The following is an 18,641-nucleotide window of genomic DNA, read 5'->3' on the forward strand; positions in this document are numbered from 1 at the left end:
TGGGCATGGGGTGGCGTCTTTGTGGGGGCCACGCGAGTGATGGTCCTTCGCGTCCGCCTGGTTGTTGTTGTGGTCAGGGGCGCGGGTGGTTTCCTAGTGCGCTGCCGACTCCCAGTCGCCTCCGTCGCCCACTGACACCCCGAGCGGTACGTCCAGGCTCACCGCGTTGGACATCTGCTCCCGGACCAGGGCCTCCGCCTGCTCCCGCTCGCCCGGGGCCACCTCCAGGACGATTTCGTCGTGGACCTGGAGGAGCATGCGGGTCTTCAGGTCGGCCTCGCGGAGCGCCGCGTCGACCTTGAGCATGGCGATCTTGACGATGTCGGCCGCCGTGCCCTGGATCGGGGCGTTCAGCGCCATGCGCTCGGCCGCCTCACGGCGCTGGCGGTTGTCGCTGTTGAGGTCGGGGAGGTAGCGGCGGCGGCCGAAGAGGGTCGCCGTGTAGCCGGTCGCGCGGGCCTCGTCGACGGCTCGGCGCAGATAGTCCCGCACACCGCCGAAGCGCTCGAAGTAGGCGTCCATGAGGGCGCGTGCCTCGCCCGCCTCGATGTTCAGCTGCTGGGAGAGACCGAAGGCCGAGAGGCCGTACGCCAGGCCGTAGGACATCGCCTTGATCTTGCGGCGCATCTCCGCGTCGACCGCGCCGGGCTCGACCGCGAAGACCTGCGAGGCGGCCGTGGTGTGCAGGTCCTCGCCCGAGGTGAAGGCCTGGATGAGGCCCTCGTCGGCGGAGAGGTGGGCCATCACGCGCAGCTCGATCTGGCTGTAGTCGGCCGTCATCAGGGACTCGAAGCCCTCGCCGACCACGAAGCCGCGGCGGATCGCGCGGCCCTCGTCCGTGCGAACGGGGATGTTCTGGAGGTTGGGGTCCGTGGAGGACAGCCGGCCGGTCGCGGCGACCGTCTGGTTGAAGGTGGTGTGGATCCGGCCGTCCGCGGCGATCGTCTTGATCAGGCCCTCGACGGTGACCCGCAGCTTCGCCTGCTCACGGTGGCGGAGCATGATCACCGGGAGCTCGTTCTCGGTCTGTCCGGCGAGCCAGGCCAGGGCGTCGGCGTCGGTGGTGTAGCCGGTCTTGGTCTTCTTGGTCCTGGGCAGGCCCAGCTCGCCGAAGAGGACCTCCTGGAGCTGCTTGGGCGAGCCGAGGTTGAACTCGTGCCCGGCCGCCGCGTGGGCCTCCTTCACGGCCTGCTGCACCGCACCGGCGAACATCTGTTCCATGGCTTCCAGGTGGGCGCGGTCGGCGGCGATGCCGTGCCGTTCCATCCGGGCCAGCAGGGCGGAGGTGGGCAGCTCCATGTCGCGCAGCAGATCGGCGGCGCCGACCTCCTCAAGACGGGCCTCGAAGGCCTCGCCCAGGTCGAGGACGGCACGGGCCTGCACCATCAGCGCCTCGGCCTCGGCGCCGTCGTCCGCGCCGAAGGCGAGCTGGCCGTCGGCCGTGGCGGCGGGGGCCAGCTCGCGGTGGAGGTACTCCAGGGACAGCGCGTCCAGGTCGAAGGAGCGGCGGCCCGGCTTGACCAGGTAGGCGGCGAGGGCGGTGTCCATGGTGACGCCGTCCACGCTCCAGCCGTGCTCGGCGAAGACCCGCATCGCGCCCTTGGCGTTGTGGAAGACCTTGGGGCGGGCGGCGTCGGCCAGCCAGCCGGTGAACGCCGTCTCGTCGGCCTCGTCCAGCTCGGACGGGTCGAACCAGGCGGCGGGGCCGCCGGCCGTGGCCAGCGCGACCTCGGCGACCGAGCCGGTGCCCAGCGCCCAGGTGTCGACGGTGGCGACACCGAGGGGCTGTGCGGTGGCGTGCTCGGTCAGCCAGGGGGCCAGCTCGCCGGTGGCCAGCACCTGGCCGTCCAGCTCCACGCCCTCCGCGACGACCTGGGTCTCCTCGGCCTCCTCGGCGCCGGGGTCGACGGCCAGCAGCCGCTCCCGCAGGGACGGGTTGCGGATCTCCAGTGTGTCCAGGACCATCGCGACGCCCTTGCGGTCGTACGCGGCCCGCTCCAGGTCGGTGACCGTCTTCGGCAGCTCGACGGTGCGCACCATCTCGGTGAGGCGGCGGTTGAGCTTGACCGCCTCCAGGTGGTCGCGGAGGTTCTGGCCCGCCTTGCCCTTGACCTCCTCGACCCGCTCGACCAGCTCCGCGAACGAGCCGAACTGGTTGATCCACTTCGCGGCGGTCTTCTCGCCGACGCCCGGGATGCCCGGCAGGTTGTCGGACGGGTCGCCGCGCAGGGCGGCGAAGTCGGGGTACTGCGCGGGCGTCAACCCGTACTTCTCGATGACCTTCTCCGGGGTGAACCGGGTCAGCTCGGAGACGCCCTTCGTCGGGTAGAGGACGGTCGTGTGCTCGCTGACGAGCTGGAAGGAGTCGCGGTCGCCGGTGACGATCAGCACCTCGAAGCCCTCGGCCTCGGCCTGGGTGGCGAGCGTGGCGATCACGTCGTCGGCCTCGAAGCCGTCCACCGCGAATCGGGAGACGTGCATCGCGTCGAGCAGCTCGCCGATCAGCTCGACCTGGCCCTTGAACTCGTCCGGGGTCTTGGAGCGGTTCGCCTTGTACTCCGTGAACTCCTCGGACCGCCAGGTCTTGCGGGACACGTCGAAGGCGACCGCGAAGTGCGTGGGCGCCTCGTCGCGCAGGGTGTTGGCCAGCATCGACGCGAAGCCGTAGATCGCGTTCGTCGGCTGGCCGGTCGCGGTCGTGAAGTTCTCCGCGGGCAACGCGAAGAACGCGCGGTAGGCCAGGGAATGCCCGTCCATGAGCATGAGTCGCGGACGGCCGCCGCCGGAGGTCGTTTCGGTCTTCTTCGATGCTGTCTCTGCCACGTCCCCGATCCTGCCACGCCGCACTGACAGTGGGGGCCCACCGCCGGATCGGCGGCGCCCGGGCGGATCGCGCAACCAAAGCTCTCGACGGGTGCGGAACCCGGGGCCGACCGGTGTCGGTGACACGTGCGAGGATCGGAGATGTACCTCACATACGCAGTCGTAAGGAGAGCGTGCGATGGCGACGAAGCCGCCCAAGGGTGATCCGGTGCAGGACGCGCCGCGGGTCGCCGAGCCGAAGCACGCGGCCGCCGGTCTGCCCGCCATCGGCCACACCCTGCGCATCGCCCAGCAGCAGATGGGCGTGAAGCGGACCGCGCTGACACTGCTGCGCGTCAACCAGAAGGACGGCTTCGACTGCCCGGGCTGCGCCTGGCCGGAGCCGGAGCACCGGCACACCGCGGAGTTCTGCGAGAACGGCGCGAAGGCGGTCGCCGAGGAGGCCACCCTGCGCCGGGTGACCCCGGAGTTCTTCGCCGCGCACTCCGTCGCCGACCTGGCGACCCGCAGCGGGTACTGGCTGGGCCAGCAGGGGCGGCTGACGCACCCCATGTACCTGCCCGAGGGCGGCGACCACTACGAGCCGGTCACCTGGGAGCGCGCCTTCGACATCGTCGCCGAGGAACTGACGGCGCTCGGCTCCCCGGACGAGGCCCTCTTCTACACCTCCGGGCGGACCAGCAACGAGGCCGCGTTCCTCTACCAGCTGTTCGCCCGCGCGTTCGGCACGAACAACCTGCCGGACTGCTCGAACATGTGCCACGAGTCCTCGGGTTCGGCGCTCAGCGAGACCATCGGCATCGGCAAGGGCAGCGTCCTGCTGGAGGACCTCTACCGGGCCGACCTGATCATCGTGGCCGGGCAGAACCCGGGCACCAACCACCCCCGGATGCTGTCCGCGCTGGAGAAGGCCAAGGCGAACGGCGCCAAGGTGATCAGCGTCAACCCGCTGCCCGAGGCCGGGATGGAGCGGTTCAAGAACCCGCAGACCCCGCAGGGCATGCTCAAGGGCGCCGCGCTCAACGATCTGTTCCTCCAGATCCGCATCGGCGGCGACCAGGCGCTGTTCCGGCTGCTGAACAAGCTGATCCTGGCCACCGAGGGCGCGGTCGACGAGGAGTTCGTCCGCGAACACACCCACGGTTACGAGGAGTTCGCCGCCGCCGCGCAGGCCGCCGACTGGGCCGAGACGCTCACCGCGACCGGGCTCACCCAGGAGGAGATCGAGCGCGCGCTGGGGATGATCCTGGCCTCCGAGCGGACGATCGTCTGCTGGGCGATGGGCCTCACCCAGCACAAGCACGCCGTGCCGACCATCCGCGAGGTGGTCAACTTCCTGCTGCTGCGCGGCAACATCGGGCGGCCCGGCGCGGGCGTGTGCCCGGTGCGCGGGCACTCCAATGTGCAGGGCGACCGCACGATGGGCATCTTCGAGCGGCCCGCCCCGGCCTTCCTGGACGCCCTGGAGAAGGAGTTCGGCTTCGCGCCCCCGCGTGAGCACGGCTACGACGTCGTGCGGGCCATTCGCGCGATGCGGGACGACAAGGCGAAGGTGTTCTTCGCGATGGGCGGCAACTTCGTGTCGGCGTCGCCCGACACCGAGGTGACCGAGGCGGCGATGCGGCGGGCGCGGCTGACGGTGCATGTGTCGACCAAGCTGAACCGATCGCACGCGGTCACCGGGGCGCGGGCGCTGATCCTGCCGACGCTGGGCCGCACGGAGCGTGACCTTCAGGGCGGCGGCGAGCAGTTCGTGACCGTCGAGGACTCCATGGGCATGGTGCACGCCTCACGCGGGCGGCTGGAGCCGGCAAGCGGGCAGCTGCTGTCGGAGCCGGCGATCGTGTGCCGGCTGGCGCGGCGGGTGCTCGGCGCGGACAGCCGGGTGCCGTGGGAGGAGTTCGAGAAGGACTACGCCACGATCCGGGACCATATCGCGCGGGTGATCCCGGGGTTCGAGGACTTCAACGCGCGCGTGGCGGCTCCCGGCGGGTTCGCGCTGCCGCACGCCCCGCGGGACGAGCGGCGGTTCCCGACGGCGACGGGCAAGGCCAACTTCACGGCGGCGCCGGTGGAGTACCCGGAGCTGCCCGAGGGGCGGCTGCTGCTGCAGACGCTGCGCTCGCACGACCAGTACAACACCACGATCTACGGCCTTGACGACCGTTACCGGGGGATCAGGAACGGCCGGCGCGTGGTGCTGGTGAACCCCGAGGACGCGCGGGCGCTCAAGGTGGCGGACGGCTCGTACGTGGATCTGGTGAGCGAGTGGAGGGACGGCGTCGAGCGGCGGGCTCCGGGGTTCCGGGTCGTGCACTATCCGACGGCCCGGGGGTGTGCGGCGGCGTACTACCCGGAGACCAATGTGCTGGTGCCGCTGGACTCCACCGCGGACACCAGCAACACCCCGGCCAGCAAGTCCGTTGTGGTGCGTCTGGAACAATCGGCCACCGACTGAGCGTTTGCTCAGGTACCGGCGGACGCCGGAGCGGATCGACGACGAACGGAGTCCGGCCCCATGGGCGAGCAGCAGCAGGTGCAGTTCCCGCAAGAGGTCATCGACGAGTACGCCGCGCTCGGCGTGGACCTGCCCGCGCTGTTCTCCGCGGGGCATCTGGGGACGCGGATGGGGGTGCAGATCCTCTCGGCGTCCGCGGAGGAGGTCGTCGGCACCATGCCGGTGGAGGGGAACACCCAGCCGTACGGGCTGCTGCACGGAGGCGCTTCCGCGGTGCTGGCGGAGACGCTGGGGTCGGTCGGGTCGATGCTGCACGGCGGGTCCTCGAAGATCGCCGTGGGTGTGGACCTGAACTGCACCCATCACCGGGGGGTGCGGTCGGGAATGGTGACCGGGGTGGCCAGGCCGGTGCACCGGGGGCGGTCGACCGCGACGTACGAGATCGTGATCAGTGACGAGGAGGGCAAGCGGGTGTGCACCGCCCGGCTGACCTGCCTGCTGCGCGATGTGCGACCGGGGGACGGCGAGCCCGTGGGCGTGTCCGGCTGACCGGCTGAGCCCGGGGGCGGGCGCCGCTCGCCACGGCAGACAGAGCGGCACCCGCCCCCGGTAGTACCGTTTTTCCATGAGGCCCGCGTCATGACCGGCATCGGCCCTGTCGAACCCGTCAACTCCCCTGATCCGGATGAGAGTTACGAGGTCATCGGAGCCGATGGGCCGCGCCGTACGGACCGGCTCGCGCGCCGCTGGGCCGCACTCTCCCCCCGCACCCGCAGAGCCGCCGCAGCGGCCGCCCTCGTCACGCTCGGCGCCGCCGGAGCGCTCCTGCTCACCCCGGACGACCCCGAACCACCCGAGACCCTCGACCTCTCCGCCTGGCCCGCCAACGTCACCAGATGGGACTACCTCGGCCCCGCCGAACGACCCAACTCCGTTGCCACCAGGGGAAGTTTCCAATTCCGCGTATCCGTGCTCCGGGGGCCCGACGTCACCATGCGAGTCACGGGCGCCGCCTTCGACGGGCTGCGCACCCAGACCACTCCCCGGCCCGAGTTCACCGTGCCGGGTGGCACAAGTCGGCGTATCACGGTGGAGATTTCCGTATCCGACTGTTCGGAACTGCCCCTGGATGCGGGATTTCACTATCTCGACGTAACGCTGCGTAACACCCACGCAATACAGCGCCACAGCTTCATCTTCGGTGGCGCATTCTCGCGGGACCTATCCGATCTTCTTCACGCGGCCTGCGACCCCATACCTCCTGGACCGGGCCCACGGCCAACCGGAAGTGCGGGTTCTCAGAATGCGGACTGAGTGGAAAATCCGCCAAAACGGCTGAGAGCCCCCTCGGCCGAAGCCCGCCCTCCACCACGTCATAACAAGAAAGTCACAAGGAAGCTCACGCCGATGCCCATCCGCACATACCGGGCTTAGAGTCACGGCCAGTCACCGCTCCATCGGGAGTTCGGTACCAGCGCGGCACCCGCCGCCCCTACCGGGGCGGGCGTGACTGCGGAAAGGACTGATTGTGCGACGTTCCTTGGTGATACTTACCTCCGTCCTCGCGACCGGAGCTCTGTCCCTCACCGCCTGCGGCTCCCGAGACGACAACGGCGGCGGCGACAGCAACGGCGGCGAGACCACGACGCTGACCATTGGTGTCGACGCTCCGCTCTCCGGTGAGAACTCCACCACCGGCCTCGGCATCCAGTACGGCGCCCAGATCGCTGTCGACGACGCGAACAAGAACAAGCTCGTCCCGGGCGTCACCTTCAAGCTGAAGGCGTTCGACGACAAGGCGCAGCCCGCCACCGGCCAGACCAACGCGACCGCGATCACCGGCGACAAGACCGCCGTCGGCGCCGTCGGCCCGCTGAACTCGGGCGTCGCCCAGACCATGCAGCAGGTCTTCGCCTCGGCCAAGATGGTCCAGATCTCCCCGTCCAACACCGCCCCGGAGCTGACCCAGGGCAAGGACTGGCAGACCGAGAAGAAGCGGCCGTTCGACACGTACTTCCGTACGGCCACCACCGACGAGCTCCAGGGCAGCTTCGCCGCCGACTACGCGCTCAACGGCCTCAAGAAGAAGAAGGCCTTCGTCGTCGACGACAAGCAGACGTACGGCGCCGGCCTGGCGAAGATCTTCAACGAGCAGTTCAAGAAGCTGGGTGGCTCGGTCGTCGAGACCGACCACGTCAACACCGGCGACAAGGACTTCGGCTCCCTGGTCACCAAGATCAAGAACTCCGGCGCTGACCTGCTCTACTACGGCGGCCAGTACGACGAGTCCGCGCTGCTCACCAAGCAGATGAAGGACGCCGGGGTGAAGATCCCGCTGTTCGGCGGCGACGGCATGTTCGCCTCCACCTACATCGAGGCCGGTGGCAAGGCCACCGAGGGTGACCTCGCCACCGCGATCGGCGTCCCCGCCGACACCCTGCCCGCCGCCAAGACCTTCATCGAGACCTACAAGGCCAAGGGCTACAAGGGCGACTACGGCGCCTACGGCGCGTACTCCTACGACGCCACCACCGCCATCATCAAGGCCGTGAAGGCCGCCGTGGACGCCAACGACGGCAAGGTCCCCAGCGACATCAACGAGCTCCGCGCCCAGGTCGTCGAGGGCGTTCAGAAGTCGGACTTCGAGGGCCTGTCCGGCAAGGTCGCCTTCGACGAGTACGGCGACACCACCAACAAGCAGCTCACCGTCTACCAGGTTGTCAAGGGTGAGTGGAAGGCCGTGAAGACCGGCACCGCCGACCTCGGCTGACCCAGGCAACGCATCAGCATCGCGGGCCGCGCGGGAGGGGACCCCGACCGCGCGGCCCGTTCTCACACCCAGACCCTGCACACGCTCAGTGCATAGAGACCCCTGCACGCGAATAGTGCACACGACATCCAGCGACATGGAGGCCATGCGGTGAACACCCTGCCGCAGCAGCTGGCCAACGGGCTGCTTCTAGGCTCGATGTACGGGCTGATCGCCATCGGCTACACGATGGTGTACGGCATCGTCCAGCTCATCAACTTCGCGCACGGCGAGATCTTCATGACCGGGGCCTTCGGCGCCTTCACGGTCTACTTCTACATCCTCCCCGACGGCACGGCGATGGCCGTAGCCGTCCCGCTGATGCTGATAGGCGGCGGCCTCGTGGCCGTGCTCATCGCCGTCGGCGCGGAACGGTTCGCCTATCGACCACTGCGCGGAGCACCACGACTGGCACCGCTCATCACCGCAATCGGCCTCTCCCTGGCTCTCCAGGAGGTCGTCCGCAACTTCTACCCCGGCGCCGACCGAGCCATCGCCTTCCCCGGCCTCGACGCCACCCACGAAATCGGCTCCATCACCATCAAGGACGCCGACATCTTCCTGATCCTGGCCGCCGTCATCTGCATGGCCGCCCTCGCCTTCTTCGTCCGCAAGTCCCGCACCGGCCGCGCCATGCAGGCCACCGCCCAGGACCCGGACACCGCCCAGCTCATGGGCATCGACACCAACCGGATCATCGTGATCGCCTTCGCGATCGGCGGCTTCTTCGCCGCGGTCGCCGCGGTCGCCTACGGCCTGAAGTACGGCAACATCGACTACCGCATGGGCTTCCTGATGGGCCTCAAGGCCTTCACCGCGGCCGTCCTCGGCGGCATCGGCAACATCTACGGCGCCATGCTCGGTGGTCTGGTCCTCGGCATCGCCGAGACCCTGGCCTCCGCGTACATCGACGAGATCCCCGGCATGCAGCAGCTCGGCGGCCAGAGCTGGGCCAACGTCTGGGCCTTCGGCCTCCTCATCCTCGTGCTCCTGGTCAGGCCACAGGGTCTGCTCGGCGAACGCGTCGCGGACAGGGCGTGATCACGTGACCGAGATCAACAAGACCACCACGGACACGGCGACCACGCCGGACGCCCCCGCCGCTCGCGGCCTGCTGTCCCTGCCGCTCGCCGCGGCCCGCGCCCTGCTGCTGGCCGGCGGTGTCGCCACCGCCGCCTCCGCCTTCCTCGCCTGGACCTGGACCGACGAGTTCCCCGGCGACCTCACCATCACCGGCTACCCCGGCGGCCTGCAGTGGCTGACCTTCGTCGCCGGACTGCTCACCACCCTGTTCGCGCTGGCGTCCTACGGCATCCGCGGCCTGGGCTGGCTGATGCCCGCCAAGAACAACGCGCCGCTGGTGCTCGTGGCACTCGGCGGCTTCGCCACCACCTGGTTCACCGTCATCTCCATCTGCGTGGAGCTCAACGGCATCGTGAACCTGGAGCCCGGCGGCTACATCGCGGCCATCGCCTCCCTGCTGCCCGTGCTCGGCGCCCTCGCCCTGCCCGAGCAGCTCGGCGACGGCCTCAAGGAGAACCTCAAGGCGTACGTCGCCAAGCCCGACCGGTTCCCCGCCCAGAAGAGCCTCGCCCCCTGGATCGAGCGGGCCATCATCACCGTCGTCACGGCGATCGGCCTGGCCGTCTTCACCTACGGCATCGACACCGAATACGGCGAGCTGTTCATCGGCTACCTGATCCTGATCACCTTCTCGCTGTGGGCCCTGCACACCGCGGGTCTGCTCGACGTGTTCTCCCGGATCGTCGCCCACAACCGCAGCTTCACGCTCGCTATGGGCTTCGCCGCGGCCATCGCATTCCCCTTCACCCAGACCGATGACCACTACGCCAACATCGGCGTGAACATCCTGATCTTCGGTACGGTCGCGCTCGGCCTGAACATCGTCGTCGGCCTCGCCGGCCTGCTGGACCTCGGCTACGTCGCCTTCCTCGGCGTCGGCGCCTACACCGCGGCCCTGGTCTCCGGCTCCGAGTTCTCCCGGTTCTCCGGCGTCCAGTTCCCCTTCTGGGCCGCTGCACTGACCGGCGCCGCCGCCTCCCTGCTCTTCGGTGTCCTCATCGGCGCCCCGACCCTGCGGCTGCGCGGCGACTACCTCGCCATCGTCACCCTGGGCTTCGGTGAGATCTTCCGGATCGCCGTGAACAACATGGACGGCGACTCCGGCCCCGACATCACCAACGGCCCCAACGGCATCCCGTCCATCCCGGACCTGAGCTTCTTCGGGTTCAACATGGGCGAGAGCCACGACATCGCCGGCTTCACCCTCGGCCGGTTCGCCAACTACTACCTGCTGATGGTCCTCATCATGGCCATCGTGGTCCTCGTCTACACCCGCGCCGCGGACTCCCGCATCGGCCGCTCCTGGATCGCCATCCGGGAGGACGAGACCGCCGCCACCGCCATGGGCATCAACGGCTTCCGCGTCAAGCTCGTCGCCTTCGCCCTCGGTGCCGCCCTCGCCGGCCTCGCCGGCACGGTCAGCGCGCACGTCACGTACTCCGTGGTGCCCACGCCCTACCAGTTCGCCGGCTCCACGCCGCCCAACTCGGCGTTCCTGCTGGCCGCCGTCGTCCTCGGCGGCATGGGCACGGTCGCGGGCCCGCTGCTCGGCGCGGCGCTGCTCTACCTGCTCCCGGAGAAGCTCAACTTCCTCCAGGACAAGTCGCTGCTGGCCTTCGGTATCGCACTGGTACTGCTGATGCGCTTCCGCCCGGAGGGCATCATCGCCAACCGCCGCCGTCAGCTCGAATTCCACGAGACCGGCCAACTCGACGTACCAGAACAAGCGACGCTGACCGACGAACCGGCCGTCACCAAGGCAGGGGCGTAACGAACCATGACGACACCTGTACTCGAAGCCCGCGGCGTCACCATGCGCTTCGGCGGCCTGACCGCCGTCCGCTCGGTCGACTTCACGGTGAACTCCGGCGAGATCGTCGGCCTGATCGGCCCCAACGGCGCCGGCAAGACGACCTTCTTCAACTGCCTGACGGGCCTGTACGTCCCCACCGAGGGCACGGTCTCCTACAAGGGCAAGGTGCTGCCGCCCAAGCCGCACCTGGTGACGCAGGCGGGCATCGCCCGTACGTTCCAGAACATCCGTCTGTTCGCCAACATGACGGTGCTGGAAAACGTCCTCGTCGGCCGGCACACCCGCACCAAGGAGGGCCTGTGGTCGGCGCTGCTGCGCGGACCCGGCTTCAAGAAGGCGGAGAAGGCCAGCGAGGAACGGGCCATGGAACTCCTGGAGTTCATCGGCCTCGACCACAAGCGGGACCACCTCGCCCGTAACCTCCCCTACGGCGAGCAGCGCAAGCTGGAGATCGCGCGCGCCCTCGCCTCCGACCCCGGCCTTCTGCTCCTGGACGAGCCGACGGCCGGCATGAACCCGCAGGAGACGCGGGCGACCGAGGAACTGGTCTTCGCCATCCGCGACCAGGGCATCGCCGTCCTCCTCATCGAGCACGACATGCGCTTCGTGTTCAATCTGAGCGACCGCGTCGCCGTCCTCGTCCAGGGCGAGAAGCTCGTCGAAGGCACCTCCGAGGTCGTCCAGGCCGACGAGCGCGTCATCGCCGCCTACCTCGGTGAGCCCTTCGAGGGCGCCCCCGGTGAGGCGGAGGCCGCCGAGGTCGCCGCCGCCGAGGCCGGGGCCGGGGCCGAGGCGGCCTCGGACACCGAGGAGCGGAGCACCACCAGCACCAAGGGAGAAGCCCAGTGACCGCACTGCTAGAGGTCGAGGACCTCCGGGTCGCCTACGGCAAGATCGAGGCCGTCAAGGGCATCTCCTTCAGCGTGGAGGCGGGCCAGGTCGTCACCCTGATCGGCACCAACGGCGCCGGCAAGACCACCACCCTGCGCACCCTGTCGGGGCTGCTCAAGCCCTCCTCCGGGAAGATCCTCTTCGACGGCAAGCCGCTCACCGGCATCGCCGCCCACAAGATCGTCGCGCTGGGCCTGGCCCACTCCCCCGAGGGCCGGCACATCTTCCCCCGGCTGACCATCTTCGAGAACCTCCAGCTCGGCGCCTTCCTCCGGAAGGACAAGGAGGGCATCGAGAAGGACATCCAGAAGGCGTACGACCTGTTCCCCATCCTCGGGGAACGCCGCAACCAGGCGGCGGGCACCCTCTCCGGCGGTGAGCAGCAGATGCTGGCAATGGGCCGCGCCCTGATGTCCCAGCCGAAGCTGCTGATGCTCGACGAGCCCTCCATGGGCCTGTCGCCGATCATGATGCAGAAGATCATGGCGACGATCGCCGAGCTGAAGTCGCAGGGCACCACGATCCTGCTGGTCGAGCAGAACGCCCAGGCGGCGCTCTCGCTCGCCGACCAGGGTCACGTCATGGAGGTCGGCAACATCGTCCTGTCCGGCACCGGCCAGGACCTCCTCCACGACGAGTCGGTCCGCAAGGCCTACCTCGGCGAGGACTGATTCAGTTACGGCAAAGGCCCGCACTCCCCTTGCCGGGGGGTGCGGGCCTTCGCTCTGTCTGCGCGCCGCGAGCCTCAGTCCTTGGCGGCCTTCTTCTCCTCGGCGTCCTGAATGACAGCCTCGGCGACCTGCTGCATCGACATCCGCCGGTCCATCGAGGTCTTCTGGATCCACCGGAAAGCGGCAGGCTCGCTCAGCCCGTACTCGGTCTGCAGAACCGACTTCGCCCGGTCGACGAGCTTCCGAGTCTCCAGTCGCTGGGTGAGGTCGGCGACCTCCTTCTCCAGCTCCCGCAGCTCGGTGAACCGCGAGACGGCCATCTCGATGGCCGGCACGACATCACTCTTACTGAACGGCTTGACGAGGTAGGCCATCGCGCCGGCGTCCCGGGCCCGCTCGACGAGGTCGCGCTGCGAGAAGGCGGTGAGCATGAGCACCGGCGCGATGCTCTCCTCGGCGATCTTCTCGGCGGCGGAGATGCCGTCCAGTTTGGGCATCTTCACGTCAAGAATGACGAGGTCGGGCCGATGCTCGCGGGCGAGCTCGATGGCCTGCTCCCCGTCACCGGCCTCACCGACAACCGAGTACCCCTCTTCCTCAAGCATCTCTTTGAGGTCGAGCCGGATCAAAGCCTCGTCCTCGGCAATGACGACACGGGTCGTCAGCGGAGGCACGTGCGACTTGTCGTCGTCGGGCGCGTCTACGGGCTGGGGCGACTCGGGGGCGGTCACGGGGGCTCCTCGTTCAGGGGCAGGGGTGCTGCTGACAAGAGCCTACCCAGCTGCGATAAGGTGAGGGCACGGCGGGTGACCGTCGACCTTCATATTGAAGGTGGGCCCCGGTAGCCCAGCGGTAGAGGCCATGGATTCAAAACCCATACAGCGTCGGTTCGAATCCGACTCGGGGCACTTTTCCTTGGATTCCAAGGAATTCATCAGCAAGCGGATGTTCTCATTCTCGTGAACATCCGCTTTTTGGTGCGTGTCGCCTCGATCACTCCCCCAGGGTGTCCGTATGTACGACCTCGGCACACGCAAGCAAGCTCTGGCCTTGGTGGCGGAGGGACGCAGTCTCAACTCCGTCAGCAAGAAGACCGGCATATCCCGCGCCGCCATCCGCTCATGGCAAACGCGCATCGATCCGCTGCCCCGTATCCAGCAGACCCGTTGCTCTCTTTGCGGCCCAGCGGCGAAGCCGCCATCGGACAAGGCGTCGTACAGCTACCTGCTCGGTCTGTACCTGGGCGACGGCTGCATCAGCCCAGGCATGAAGACGGGTTACTTCCTCCGCGTCGCCTGCGCCGACTCATGGCCCGGTCTCATCGAAGCGTGTGCCGCGGCAGTCGAAGCGATCAATCCCAGTCGGAAGGCATACCGAGTCCAGGCTGTCGGATACACCTCCGTGGTCGGCTACAGCGGGCACTGGCCCTGCCTCTTCCCCCAGCACGGCCCCGGCAAGAAGCACGAGCGCCGCATCACCCTCGAACCCTGGCAGCAGCAAATCGTCGACGCCCACCCCTGGGAGTTCATCCGCGGCCTCATCCACTCGGACGGCTGCCGCGTCACCAACTGGACGGCCCGGATGGTCTCCGGTGAGCGCAAGCGCTACGAGTACCCGCGGTACTTCTTCACCAACAAGTCCGAAGACATCCGGGCGCTGTACACCGACACCCTCGACAAGCTCGGCGTCGAGTGGGCCGTCTACGCCCGCAACGGCAACGCGTTCAACATCTCCGTCGCCAGGAAGGCCTCCGTAGCCCTCATGGACACCCACGTAGGCCCCAAGTACTGACACCGAAAGGGCCCCTCCTCAAGAGGGGCCCTCTGGTTGCTACTTGGGGCTGTCGTCCTCGCCGATGTGGTGGACGCGGACCATGTTGGTCGAGCCCGAGACGCCGGGAGGTGAGCCGGCTGTGATGACGACCGTGTCGCCCTTTTGGCAGCGGCCGTATTTCAGGAGGAGTTCGTCGACCTGGTCGACCATCGCGTCCGTGGAGTCCACATGCGGGCCCAGGAACGTTTCGACACCCCACGTCAGGTTCAGTTGTGAGCGGGTGGCCGGTTCGGGGGTGAAGGCCAGCAGGGGGATCGGGGAGCGGTAGCGGGAGAGGCGGCGGGCCGTGTCGCCGGACTGGGTGAAGGCGACCAGGAACTTGGCGCCCAGGAAGTCGCCCATTTCCGCGGCGGCGCGGGCCACCGCTCCGCCTTGGGTGCGGGGCTTGTTGCGTTCCGTCAGGGGTGGGAGGCCCTTGGCCAGGAGGTCCTCTTCGGCCGCCTCGACGATCTTCGCCATCGTGCGGACCGTTTCGATGGCGTACTTGCCGACGCTTGTCTCGCCGGACAGCATCACCGCGTCCGTGCCGTCGATGACCGCGTTGGCGACGTCCGAAGCCTCGGCGCGCGTCGGGCGGGCGTTGTCGATCATTGAGTCGAGCATCTGGGTTGCCACGATGACCGGCTTCGCGTTGCGCTTGGCGAGTTTGATGGCGCGCTTCTGGACGATCGGGACTTGTTCGAGGGGCATTTCGACGCCGAGGTCGCCGCGAGCGACCATGATGCCGTCGAAGGCGGCGACGATGTCGTCGATCGCCTCTACCGCTTGGGGTTTCTCCACCTTGGCGATGACGGGGAGTCGGCGGCCTTCCTCGTCCATGATGCGGTGGACGTCGTCGATGTCGCGGCCGCTGCGGACGAAGGAGAGGGCGATGACGTCGAAGCCGGTGCGCAGGGCCCAGCGGAGGTCTGCTTCGTCCTTGTCGGAGAGGGCGGGGACGGAGACGGCGACGCCGGGGAGGTTCAGGCCCTTGTGGTCGGAGATCATTCCGCCTTCGATCACCGTCGTCCGGACCCGGGGGCCGTCGACCGCAACGACTTCGAGGCAGACCTTGCCGTCGTCCACGAGGATGCGCTCGCCCGGAGTGACGTCCGCGGCAAGGCCGGCGTAAGTGGTGCCGCAGCTCTCGCGGTCGCCCTCCGCGCCCTCCTGCACGGTGATGGTGAAGGAGTCGCCGCGTTCAAGGAGTACGGGTCCTTCGGTGAAGCGGCCGAGGCGGATCTTCGGGCCTTGAAGGTCGGCGAGCAGGCCGACGCTGCGGCCGGTCTCGTCGGAGGCCTTGCGCACGCGCTGGTAGCGGTCCTCGTGGTCGGCGTGGCTGCCGTGGCTGAGGTTGAAGCGGGCCACGTCCATTCCGGCGTCGACCAGTGCCTTTATCTGGTCGTAGGAGTCGGTGGCGGGTCCCAGGGTGCAGACGATTTTTGCTCGGCGCATGTTTAGAGCCTAGGGCTTACCAGTGGGTAGCGAATTGGCCCGGCATGACTACTCAACAACCTTTGCGTGAAGGGCTATTGACAAGTGTTGAATTGTGCGGGAGGTCGCTCTGATGAGCGAAATGGTGAGCGGTTTTCGGAGCATTGCGCTACAGCTGTGGGGGTCGCATGGTGAATCGGGCGTTCACCTGGGCGTGGACGTGCTGGCGCTGGGGTTCGAGGTCGAGGGCGGTCACTGTGTCCTCGGCGGCTTCCGCGAAGGCGATGGAGCGCATGCGGCCGGCCGCCATCGGGTGGGGTCCGCCGTCCTCGGCGCCGATGTCGGCGATCTCCACCAGGGCGGCCAGTGAGGTGCCCAGCGCCTCGGCGTACTCGCGGGCCCGTTGGACCGCTTCGTGGACGGCGCGTTCGCGGGCCCGGCGGTGGGCGGGTGAGTCGGGGCGCAGGTCCCACCAGGGGCCGTCGACGCGGGTGAGGTCCAGGTCGGCGAGGCGGGTGGTGAGTTCGCCGAGGGCGGTGAAGTCGGTGAGTTCGGCGGTGAGATGGACGGTGCCGTGGTAGGTGTGCACGCGTTCACCGCGTCCGCGTTTGGTGAGTTCGGGGCGGACGGAGAAGGCGCCGGTCTCCAGTCGTTCGACGGCGTCGCCGTATGACTTGACCAGGTCGAGGGCGGTGGCGTTGCGTCGGGTGAGGTCGTCGAGGGCGGTGCGTCGGTCTTTGCCGCGGGAGGCGATGGTGATGCCGATGCGGCCGATCTCGGGGTCGACTTCGAGGTGGGCCTCGCCGCGGACGGCGATGCGTGGGGCGTCGGGGGTGCCGTAGGGGACGGCGGGCGTGGTCATACGCCCCACTGTGTCACCGGTTGGCGGGTTCTGGGCCCGTCGATTCACAGGTTCGGTCACCAGATCGCAACGTCTTGGACCTGTTGCCCGTCGCCATGTCCGGGTCAGAATCTACGCGCGTCAGTCTCGGCCGGTCCGGGATCTACGCGCGTCATGAACCATCCGGAGGAGAACCGAGAATGCCCCTGAACCGTCGGAAGTTCCTGAAGAAGTCGGCCGTGACCGGAGCGGGGGTCGCGCTGGCCGGTGCCGTGGCGACGCCGGCGGCCGAGGCCGCCGAGGTGAAGAAGGGCCCGAAGCCCGCCAAGCGGTATTCCCTGACGGTGATGGGCACCACCGATCTGCACGGCAACATCTTCAACTGGGACTACTTCAAGGACGCGGAGTACACCGACGCCAAGGGCAATGCGAAGGGCCTCGCCCGGGTCGCCACGCTGGTGGAGCAGGTCCGTGAGGAGAAGGGCCGCCGCAACACGCTGTTGATCGACGCCGGTGACACGATCCAGGGCACGCCGCTGACGTACTACTACGCCAAGGTCGACCCGATCACCGCGAAGGGCGGGCCGGTTCACCCGATGGCGCAGGCGATGAACGCCATCGGGTACGACGCGGTGGCGCTGGGCAACCACGAGTTCAACTACGGCATCGAGACGCTGCGCAAGTTCGAGGAGCAGTGCGACTTCCCGCTGCTCGGTGCAAACGCGCTGGACGCGAAAACCCTGAAGCCCGCGTTCCCGCCGTACTTCATGAAGACGTTCCGGGTGAAGGGTGCGCCGCCGGTCAAGGTCGCGGTGCTCGGGCTCACCAATCCCGGTATCGCGATCTGGGACAAGGCGTATGTCCAGGGGAAGTTGACGTTCCCAGGTCTTGAGGAGCAGGCGGCGAAGTGGGTGCCGAAGCTGCGGTCGATGGGCGCGGACGTGGTCGTCGTGTCGGCGCACTCGGGCTCCTCCGGCACGTCCTCCTACGGTGACCAGCTGCCGTACATCGAGAACTCGGCCGCGCTGGTGGCCCAGCAGGTGCCGGGGATCGACGCGATCCTGGTGGGTCACGCGCACACCGAGATCGCCGAGTTGAAGGTGACGAACGAGGCGACCGGGAAGACGGTCGTGCTGTCGGAGCCGCTCTGCTACGCGCAGCGGCTGTCGCTGTTCGACATCGAGCTGGTCTTCAGCAAGGGCCGTTGGACGGTCGAGTCGGTCGCGGCGAGCGTGCGTGACTCGAAGACGGTCGCGGACGACCCGGAGATCACCAAGCTGCTCCAGGACGAGCACGACATCGTGGTGGAGTACGTCAACCAGGTGGTCGGCACCGCGACGGCGACGCTGACGACGGTGGACGCCCGCTACAAGGACGCCCCGATCATCGACCTGATCACCACGGTCCAGGAGGATGTGGCCCGGGCGGCGCTGGCGGGCACGGAGTACGCCGAACTGCCGGTGATCTCGCAGGCCTCGCCGTTCTCGCGGACGTCGCAGATCCCGGCGGGCAACGTGACCATCCGGGACCTGTCGAGCCTGTACGTGTACGACAACACCCTGGTCGCCAAGTTGATGACGGGTGCTCAGGTGAAGGCGTACCTGGAGTACTCGGCGGAGTACTTCGTGCAGACGGCGGCCAGTGCCGCGGTGGACGTGGAGAAGCTGACCAACGCGGGCGGTCGCCCGGACTACAACTACGACTACGTGTCGGGTCTGTCGTACGACATCGACATCGCCCAGGCGGCGGGTTCGCGGATCAGGAACCTGACGTACAACGGGGCCGCGCTGGACGACGCGCAGAAGTTCGTGTTCGCGGTGAACAACTACCGTGCCAACGGCGGCGGTGCCTTCCCGCATGTCGCCTCGGCGCAGGAGCTGTGGTCGGAGTCGACGGAGATCCGGACCCGGATCGCCGAGTGGGTCACCGCGAAGGGTGTGCTGGACCCGAAGGACTTCGCGTCGGTGGACTGGAAGCTGACGCGGGAGGGCACGCCGGTGTTCTAG

14 protein-coding genes and 1 tRNA gene are annotated in these 18,641 nt (G+C 68.3%); 11 read left to right on the forward strand and 4 right to left on the reverse strand.

Annotated features, from left to right (window positions below; translation table 11 throughout):
* Nucleotides 1–93 precede the first annotated feature (93 nt).
* Nucleotides 94–2,823 (reverse strand): DNA polymerase I, encoded by a 2,730-nt coding sequence (gene polA, locus STRCI_RS10920; RefSeq protein WP_269658686.1) that lies wholly within the window; start codon nucleotides 2,821–2,823, stop codon nucleotides 94–96.
* A 178-nt stretch (nucleotides 2,824–3,001) separates the two neighbouring features.
* On the opposite strand from polA, the gene STRCI_RS10925 reads away from it, so the two are divergent.
* From STRCI_RS10925 to STRCI_RS10960, 8 genes are all read left to right on the forward strand, one after another.
* The gene (locus tag STRCI_RS10925) at nucleotides 3,002–5,281 is read left to right on the forward strand and encodes an FdhF/YdeP family oxidoreductase (RefSeq protein WP_269658687.1); all 2,280 of its coding nucleotides are present in this window, start codon (nucleotides 3,002–3,004) and stop codon (nucleotides 5,279–5,281) included.
* A gap of 60 nt (nucleotides 5,282–5,341) precedes the next feature.
* Nucleotides 5,342–5,830 (forward strand): PaaI family thioesterase, encoded by a 489-nt coding sequence (locus STRCI_RS10930; protein ID WP_269658688.1) that lies wholly within the window; start codon nucleotides 5,342–5,344, stop codon nucleotides 5,828–5,830.
* Nucleotides 5,831–5,920: 90 nt separating this feature from the next.
* Nucleotides 5,921–6,595 (forward strand): hypothetical protein, encoded by a 675-nt coding sequence (locus tag STRCI_RS10935; RefSeq protein WP_269658689.1) that lies wholly within the window; start codon nucleotides 5,921–5,923, stop codon nucleotides 6,593–6,595.
* Nucleotides 6,596–6,821: 226 nt separating this feature from the next.
* Nucleotides 6,822–8,051 (forward strand): branched-chain amino acid ABC transporter substrate-binding protein, encoded by a 1,230-nt coding sequence (locus STRCI_RS10940; protein WP_269664527.1) that lies wholly within the window; start codon nucleotides 6,822–6,824, stop codon nucleotides 8,049–8,051.
* 150 nt (nucleotides 8,052–8,201) lie between these two features.
* Nucleotides 8,202–9,131, forward strand: coding sequence for a branched-chain amino acid ABC transporter permease (locus STRCI_RS10945; protein ID WP_269658690.1), 930 nt, complete (start codon nucleotides 8,202–8,204; stop codon nucleotides 9,129–9,131).
* Nucleotides 9,132–9,135: 4 nt separating this feature from the next.
* Nucleotides 9,136–10,944: a branched-chain amino acid ABC transporter permease gene (locus STRCI_RS10950; protein ID WP_269658691.1), complete on the forward strand. Its 1,809-nt coding sequence runs from the start codon at nucleotides 9,136–9,138 to the stop codon at nucleotides 10,942–10,944.
* A 6-nt stretch (nucleotides 10,945–10,950) separates the two neighbouring features.
* On the forward strand, nucleotides 10,951–11,835 hold the full coding sequence (locus STRCI_RS10955) for an ABC transporter ATP-binding protein (RefSeq protein WP_269658692.1): 885 nt from the start codon (nucleotides 10,951–10,953) through the stop codon (nucleotides 11,833–11,835).
* On the forward strand, nucleotides 11,832–12,548 hold the full coding sequence (locus tag STRCI_RS10960; RefSeq protein ID WP_015661169.1) for an ABC transporter ATP-binding protein: 717 nt from the start codon (nucleotides 11,832–11,834) through the stop codon (nucleotides 12,546–12,548). The genes STRCI_RS10955 and STRCI_RS10960 overlap by 4 nt, the downstream gene beginning before the upstream one ends.
* Before the next feature lie 74 nt (nucleotides 12,549–12,622).
* On the opposite strand, the gene STRCI_RS10965 is transcribed toward STRCI_RS10960, so the two are convergent.
* Complete coding sequence (locus STRCI_RS10965; RefSeq protein ID WP_269658694.1) at nucleotides 12,623–13,279, reverse strand: ANTAR domain-containing response regulator; 657 nt, start codon at nucleotides 13,277–13,279, stop codon at nucleotides 12,623–12,625.
* A gap of 104 nt (nucleotides 13,280–13,383) precedes the next feature.
* Between STRCI_RS10965 and STRCI_RS10970 the strand changes: the two genes are divergently transcribed.
* Nucleotides 13,384–13,456: transfer RNA gene (locus STRCI_RS10970), tRNA-Leu, on the forward strand.
* Nucleotides 13,457–13,562: 106 nt separating this feature from the next.
* Nucleotides 13,563–14,339, forward strand: a complete 777-nt coding sequence (locus STRCI_RS10975; protein ID WP_269658695.1) for a helix-turn-helix domain-containing protein — start codon at nucleotides 13,563–13,565, stop codon at nucleotides 14,337–14,339.
* A 39-nt stretch (nucleotides 14,340–14,378) separates the two neighbouring features.
* On the opposite strand, the gene pyk is transcribed toward STRCI_RS10975, so the two are convergent.
* On the reverse strand, nucleotides 14,379–15,815 hold the full coding sequence (pyk, locus tag STRCI_RS10980) for a pyruvate kinase (RefSeq protein WP_269658696.1): 1,437 nt from the start codon (nucleotides 15,813–15,815) through the stop codon (nucleotides 14,379–14,381).
* Between the two features lie 148 nt (nucleotides 15,816–15,963).
* The gene (locus STRCI_RS10985) at nucleotides 15,964–16,656 is read right to left on the reverse strand and encodes an SIMPL domain-containing protein (RefSeq protein ID WP_269658697.1); all 693 of its coding nucleotides are present in this window, start codon (nucleotides 16,654–16,656) and stop codon (nucleotides 15,964–15,966) included.
* Nucleotides 16,657–16,835: 179 nt separating this feature from the next.
* Here STRCI_RS10985 and STRCI_RS10990 point away from each other — a divergent pair, with 179 nt between their 5' ends.
* Nucleotides 16,836–18,641, forward strand: a complete 1,806-nt coding sequence (locus STRCI_RS10990) for a bifunctional metallophosphatase/5'-nucleotidase (RefSeq protein WP_269658698.1) — start codon at nucleotides 16,836–16,838, stop codon at nucleotides 18,639–18,641.

The organism is Streptomyces cinnabarinus (assembly GCF_027270315.1).
Lineage (GTDB): Bacteria > Actinomycetota > Actinomycetes > Streptomycetales > Streptomycetaceae > Streptomyces > Streptomyces cinnabarinus.

Bases quoted from the DNA above. Each gene is read 5' to 3' on its own strand.
- STRCI_RS10925 (WP_269658687.1), top strand. From the start codon at position 3,002: ATGGCGACGAAGCCGCCCAAGGGTGATCCGGTGCAGGACGCGCCGCGG.
- STRCI_RS10930 (WP_269658688.1), top strand. From the start codon at position 5,342: ATGGGCGAGCAGCAGCAGGTGCAGTTCCCGCAAGAGGTCATCGACGAG.
- STRCI_RS10935 (WP_269658689.1), top strand. From the start codon at position 5,921: ATGACCGGCATCGGCCCTGTCGAACCCGTCAACTCCCCTGATCCGGAT.
- STRCI_RS10955 (WP_269658692.1), top strand. From the start codon at position 10,951: ATGACGACACCTGTACTCGAAGCCCGCGGCGTCACCATGCGCTTCGGC.
- STRCI_RS10975 (WP_269658695.1), top strand. From the start codon at position 13,563: ATGTACGACCTCGGCACACGCAAGCAAGCTCTGGCCTTGGTGGCGGAG.
- pyk (WP_269658696.1), bottom strand. From the start codon at position 15,815: ATGCGCCGAGCAAAAATCGTCTGCACCCTGGGACCCGCCACCGACTCC.
- STRCI_RS10985 (WP_269658697.1), bottom strand. From the start codon at position 16,656: ATGACCACGCCCGCCGTCCCCTACGGCACCCCCGACGCCCCACGCATC.
- STRCI_RS10990 (WP_269658698.1), top strand. From the start codon at position 16,836: ATGCCCCTGAACCGTCGGAAGTTCCTGAAGAAGTCGGCCGTGACCGGA.